This window comes from Halomonas sp. 707B3, assembly GCF_024158645.1.
GTDB lineage: Bacteria > Pseudomonadota > Gammaproteobacteria > Pseudomonadales > Halomonadaceae > Vreelandella > Vreelandella lionensis.
In genome coordinates, this window is record NZ_JAMZBE010000197.1 from 1 (window position 1) to 5337 (window position 5337).

Consider the following 5337-nt stretch of genomic DNA (forward strand, 5'->3'; position numbering starts at 1 on the left):
GGGTGGGCAGTAGTGACACAGCACCCGCCGCTATAGCGGTAGCACTGCACCGTCGGTGCGGGGTTCAGTACCGCCTTGAAGCACGCCGGTATCAGAATTACGGAGAATGATTTGGCCACGGCCAAAGCTAATCGAATCCGCTACCTTAACAATCTTGTGGCCGCGCCGAGCGAGGGCCAGTGCTAAGTGGTTAGGGAAGTCGGCTTCCACCTCAACGGTTCTGCCGGTTGTCCACTTCCAACGGGGCATATCCAATGCGGCCTGTGGGTTTAACTGATCCTCAATCATCGCAGTGACTACCTGCACTTGGCCCTGAGGCTGCATATAGCCGCCCATGACGCCAAAGGGCCCCACGGCTTGATTATCTTTGGTGATAAACCCGGGAATGATGGTGTGATAGGTGCGCTTGCCGGGAGCCAGGGCATTGGCGTGTTCAGGATCTAGCGAGAACGACCAGCCACGGTTTTGCAGGCTAATCCCGGTGCCAGGGATGACCATGCCGGAACCAAAGCCTTTAAAGTTACTTTGGATAAACGACACCATATTGCCTTCGTCGTCGGCAGTGGCTAGGTAGACGGTGCCGCCTTGCAACGGGTTGCCGTGTGCCGGGTCAACGGCTTGATCGCCGATCAGCGCTGCGCGCGCTTTCAGGTAGGCATCATCCAGCATTTGCTCGGTGGTGGGAGCCATCGCGCTGCGTTCGGTGATGTGTTTAAAGCCATCCATATAGGCAAGTTTAGTGGCTTCAATCCGGCGGTGCAGGGTTTCAACCGCATCGCCTGGGCACGGGTCTAACCGTTCCAGCATGCCGAGCGCCTGCAGCACGATCATACCGCTGCCGTTCGGTGGAATTTCCCAAATATCATGGCCTTGATAGCGCACGCTAATTGGGTCGACCCACTCGGGCTGGTAAGCGGCCAAATCCTCTTTACGAATTAAGCCGCCATGTTCGCGGGAGAACGCATCGATTGCCTCAGCCAGTTCACCGCGATAAAACGCCTCGGCGTTTGTGTTGGCAATCGCGGCCAAGCTTTTCGCGTGGTCAGGGGCGGACCATAACTCGCCAGGGCGCGGTGCCCGGCCTTTGGGGGCAAAGGTATCGAACCAGGGTTGGAAGGCAGCGTCGGGGTAGGTCGCGTAGTTATGGAAGGCCTCTTCCCACATTTGGTGGATCACCGGCGTCACCGCAAAGCCTTCTTCTGCCAGCGCGACGGCAGGCGCTAGCAGATCCGCAAAGGGCAGTTTACCAAAGCGCTCAGAGAGTGCTGCCCAGGCCGCAGGCGCGCCAGGCACGGTAACAGGCAGCATGCCGTGGTTAGGCATAGCGTCATGGCCAAGCGCTTTCAAAGCCTCAATCGTGGCTGCCTGCGGAGCAGGGCCGCTGGCGTTGAGGCCATGTAGCTTTCTATCGACCCATACAATCGCGAAGGCGTCGCTGCCAATGCCGTTAGACGTAGGCTCTACCACAGTGAGCGCGGCGGCGGTGGCAATCGCCGCATCAATCGCATTGCCGCCCTGCTGCAAAATCGTGATACCTACCTGGGCGGCGAGCGGCTGAGAGGTGGCCACCATACCGCGTTTGCCGAAAGTGGCCATACGACGTGAGGCACTGGGGTAATAGAGAGCGTTGTTATGCATGTAAAGTATCCTTTTTATTAATCATTGATTGCTAGTTGTTGGTCGCTGGCTTTAGGCGCTTAAGTTTGCGGTCTTGATAGAGGGAGAAAGCGACGGATGCGACCGCCAGTGCTAAAAAGAGAGCAGAGAGAGGCCGTGTTAAAAAAGTCAGCCAGTTAGGGTCCAACTCCAGCGCTCTAAACAATTGCCGTTCCAAGTTGTTGCCCAGGACTACACCGAGTATGAGCGGTGTGAGAGGAACGCCAGCTTTCCAGAGCAAATAGCCAACTACTCCGAAAATAAACAGCACCCAGATATCAAAGAGATTGTTATTGAGTGCATAAGCACCGATAGCGCAGAGGATCAGTACCACCGGTACTAAGATCTGCTGCGGGATTAACGAGATTTTGGCGAACCAGCGCACAAGCAGTAGATTACACAACACCATGATCACAGCACCGATCAAGAGGCTTGCGTAGATCGCGCCCACCAGCACCGGGTTTTGTTCAAACATCATCGGACCTGGGGTGATGCCGTGGAGGATCAGCACGCCCATCATAATAGCCATGGGAAGATCACCAGGTATGCCTAGCGCTAGAGTAGGCACGAATGCACCTCCAGCAACGGCGCTATTGGAGGCCTCGGAGGCAACAATCCCGCTAGGGGTGCCTGTGCCAAATGTTTCTGGATGACGTGAAAACTTTTTCGCCTGGTCGTAGCTCACAAAGTTAGCCACGGTGCCGCCAGTTCCCGGTAGCGCACCGATCAGGCTACCAATTAAAGAAGAGCGCAAGGTGTTGAGTTTTTGACCTGCCATATCTTTCATAATCTGGCGGTAAGGAATTGACACGTTAGTGTCCACGCCTTTGCCATTACCATCGCCGTCGCGCAGTTTTTCGATATTGCCGAGCAGTTGAGAGAACGCAAAGACACCAATCATCACGGGCAGCATCTCAAACCCTGAGCTGAGTGCGGGCAGATCAAAATCAAAGCGCAGATTACTGTTGCGGTCATACCCCACAGTGGTGATCAGTAAGCCCAGCGCGGCGGCTAATAGACCTTTTAGGAGTGCTCCATTTGATAGGCCTGCTACCAGTGTTAGCGCAAAGATAATCAGCGCGGTAATTTCCCAGGGGCGAAAATTCATACTAAAGCTGGCTATTAACGGTCCAAAAAAGACCAGCACGGCCACGCTGATAATGGTGCCAAGAAAGGAGGACATGACACCGATCCCTAAGGCTCGGCCGGGCTCACCCTTTTGAGCCATGGGGTAGCCGTCATAGACAGTGGTAATGGAGGAGGGTGTTCCAGGTATTCCCAGCATAACGCCCGATACAATACCGCCCGAGTACCCACCTACGAAGACACCCACCATCAGCGATACGCCACTGACCGGATCCATGGCAAAGGTGAACGGGAATACCACTAGGATAGCCATGGTCACAGTAAAGCCTGGAATACTCCCGCCTATAATACCGAATAGCACACCGAGTATGATCAAGCCCATTACCGAGAAGCTTCCGACTTCGCTGAGCGCTTGAAGAAAGAAATTAGTCATCTGTTGGTCCTCAACATTAGGGCAGCCATACGTTTAAGCCGTAACGGAAAATGACAAATACCAGCGGCACAAGTGTGAGGCTGATCCCTAGGTTGATTGCCCATTTACGCTTTGTATCTATGCCCAATAACAAGGCAAAAGACGCCACTAAAAAACTGATGGTGGCAACGATATAGCCCAGTAAGGGCAGAAGTGCTGCATACAGCCCAAACAGTACAAACAGCGCTACGACGATTTTACGTCGAGTAAACCAATCGCTGATTTCTGTACGCCATGACGCCACAGGAGTGACGCGGGTAAACAGAGAGCGGACTAGCAGCAGTACTGATAAGAAACCGATCGTCACTAGCAAGATGCGTGGAAACAGTGCTGACCCATAGGGCTGCCAGCTAGTCGGTGGGCGAATAGACCCCGACTCCACCCACATGACAGCCACCATCAATAGCAGCGCCAGCGCCAGCGCGCGGTCTTTGGTAAGCGTTAGCATTAGCGTAGCCTCCAGGTGCTCCCAGGCGCGTTGCCCTGGGAGCATGAGCGAGAAATGACGTCGAAACGCTTAGTTTTGGAACTCGATGTTTTCGGCAGCCGCCGAAAGCGCCGCTTCGTTTTCCTCTAAGAACGTTTGATAGTCATCGCCCGCCAGGAAGCGTACAACCGACCCGAACTCATTTTCGATACGGCTTTGTACCTGCTCATCCTCAAGTGCTTGCCCATAGGCATCAGCCACGGCGTCTAATACCTCTTGGGGGGTGTCTTTAGGCGCAAAGATGCCGCGGCTGGTGGAGTGGTCCATCTCAATACCCTGCTCTCGCAGGGTGGCGACGTCGGGCATGCTGTCTAGGCGCTCGGGATGCGCAATGCCAAGGGGTTTAAAGGTGCCATCTTCGTAAAAAGCGCCACCAGATGGCAGGTTGAACATGGCAAAATCAACTTCTTCTGCCATCAGCGCCGATACTTGTTGGCCGGTATCGGGGTAACCCACTAAACGCACATCTGCCATATCAATACCGGCTTCCTGGAAAAACTGCGCCCAAAAGAAGTGGTCGGTGGAGCTTGGGATCATGCTGAAACGTACTTGGCCTGGGTTTTCTCGCACGTAGTCAGCAATATCGGCCGCGCTTTCTACTGGGTGGCCGGCATAAGTCGTGGGGATATTGATGGTTTGTGTGAGCAGGGCGATGGGTTCAAAAGCGTCGTAAGAGTAATCGACCGTACCTGCGAGTTTTGAAAGTGCAATCGTGTCATGGCTACCTAGCAGCGTATAGCCATCAGGCGTCGCATCTTTGACGTTGCGTGACCCCAGTGTCGCGCCTGCCCCAGCCATATTGACCGGAACAATCGAGGCGCCTAAGTGCTGTTCGGCCTCTTGTGATACCAGACGGAAAATAATATCCGTGGCACCCCCGGGCCCATAAGGAATAATTAAACGAACATCCTGCTCAGGATAGTCCGCATGGGCAGTGGAAATGAACGCCAGGCTGGAGGTGAGTCCAATGGCGGCGAGTGTCGTACTTAGAGCAAGTTTTGAACGCGTCATTCTCTATACACCTTTTTTGATTGAGTTGGTGTGGTGATCCGCTGAGATTAAGCAGCGGTGTGGTGAGCGCGTGGTCCCATATTGGGTTCTTATTGTCTGCAGTGAATGGTCTTGAGTGCACAACAGGTCAACCTAAGAAGAGCCCTCCATAAACCAAGGCGCCGATAACAACAAAGGCGGGATGGGTGTTAAAGCGCACAAGCGCAATCGCGGCCACGATACCGATAATCAGCGTGTGGAGGAGGCCGCTTGCCGCCATACTTTCTGTGAAAAAACCGAGGGTAAGCCACGCCATCATCATGGCAATCACTGGTCGTACCCATTGGCTCATGCGTTTAACGCGCGGGGAGTCGCGGTGGCGATATAAAAGCCCCAAAGCGCCAAGCATCAGCAGGAGTGAGGGAATGACCGTTGCGGCAACAGCCACAAATGCCCCGCCAATACCGGCAACTTCATAGCCAACATAGCCCGCCATTTTGGTGGCAATCGGGCTGGGGAGCGCATTGCCGAGCGCCAGCGTTTCAGCAAAGCCCTGTGACGTCATCCAGCCATAGCGACCCACTACTTCTGCTTCAATGAGCGGAATAATGGCGGGGCCACCGCCATAACCAATAATGTTAGGAAT

At 54.4% G+C, this 5337-nt stretch carries 5 protein-coding genes; all 5 read right to left on the bottom strand.

Annotation, left to right across the window (positions count from 1 at the left end; genetic code table 11):
- Positions 1-30: 30 nt before the first annotated feature.
- Positions 31-1638 (bottom strand): gamma-glutamyltransferase family protein, encoded by a 1608-nt coding sequence (locus BIS10_RS17120; protein ID WP_253507102.1) that lies wholly within the window; start codon positions 1636-1638, stop codon positions 31-33.
- Between the two features lie 31 nt (positions 1639-1669).
- The gene (locus BIS10_RS17125; RefSeq protein ID WP_253507104.1) at positions 1670-3175 is read right to left on the bottom strand and encodes a tripartite tricarboxylate transporter permease; all 1506 of its coding nucleotides are present in this window, start codon (positions 3173-3175) and stop codon (positions 1670-1672) included.
- Positions 3176-3191: 16 nt separating this feature from the next.
- On the bottom strand, positions 3192-3662 hold the full coding sequence (locus BIS10_RS17130; RefSeq protein ID WP_253507107.1) for a tripartite tricarboxylate transporter TctB family protein: 471 nt from the start codon (positions 3660-3662) through the stop codon (positions 3192-3194).
- Positions 3663-3731: 69 nt separating this feature from the next.
- A complete protein-coding gene (locus BIS10_RS17135; RefSeq protein ID WP_253507110.1) occupies positions 3732-4712 on the bottom strand; it encodes a tripartite tricarboxylate transporter substrate binding protein in 981 nt (326 codons plus the stop codon).
- A gap of 127 nt (positions 4713-4839) precedes the next feature.
- A partial coding sequence (locus tag BIS10_RS17140; RefSeq protein ID WP_253507113.1) for a chromate transporter occupies positions 4840-5337 on the bottom strand: 498 nt, incomplete at its 5' end.

Coding starts and splice junctions, on each gene's coding strand:
- BIS10_RS17120 (WP_253507102.1), bottom strand. CDS start 1,638: ATGCATAACAACGCTCTCTATTACCCCAGTGCCTCACGTCGTATGGCC.
- BIS10_RS17125 (WP_253507104.1), bottom strand. CDS start 3,175: ATGACTAATTTCTTTCTTCAAGCGCTCAGCGAAGTCGGAAGCTTCTCG.
- BIS10_RS17130 (WP_253507107.1), bottom strand. CDS start 3,662: ATGCTAACGCTTACCAAAGACCGCGCGCTGGCGCTGGCGCTGCTATTG.
- BIS10_RS17135 (WP_253507110.1), bottom strand. CDS start 4,712: ATGACGCGTTCAAAACTTGCTCTAAGTACGACACTCGCCGCCATTGGA.